This window comes from Psychromonas arctica (genome assembly GCF_038155225.1).
GTDB classification, from domain to species: domain Bacteria; phylum Pseudomonadota; class Gammaproteobacteria; order Enterobacterales; family Psychromonadaceae; genus Psychromonas; species Psychromonas arctica_B.
Window position 1 is genome coordinate 1 of sequence record NZ_JBAKBA010000306.1, and the last position, 219, is coordinate 219.

The following is a 219-nucleotide window of genomic DNA, read 5'->3' on the forward strand; positions in this document are numbered from 1 at the left end:
CACTTCATTTGAAAGAGCTTTAATCTCTGAATAATCAAGCTCAACAGGTATCGCAGTGTCTTCATGACGTTTCACTTTTTCAATTTCATCTAACTGACGATCATTATAACCTTGGTATTTTATATTTATTTCAACTTGTTCAGCAGCAATAGTATCTGCGATTGCTGGGACTAAGCCTTCAATTTTCATCAAGCTTTCATAATTTACTTCAGGTCTACG

The 219-nt window shown here is 34.7% G+C and carries 1 pseudogene; it reads right to left on the minus strand.

Annotated features, from left to right (window positions below):
* Window positions 1-219 (minus strand): annotated as a pseudogene (gene gidA, locus V6255_RS18630) (tRNA uridine-5-carboxymethylaminomethyl(34) synthesis enzyme MnmG); the annotation flags it as partial.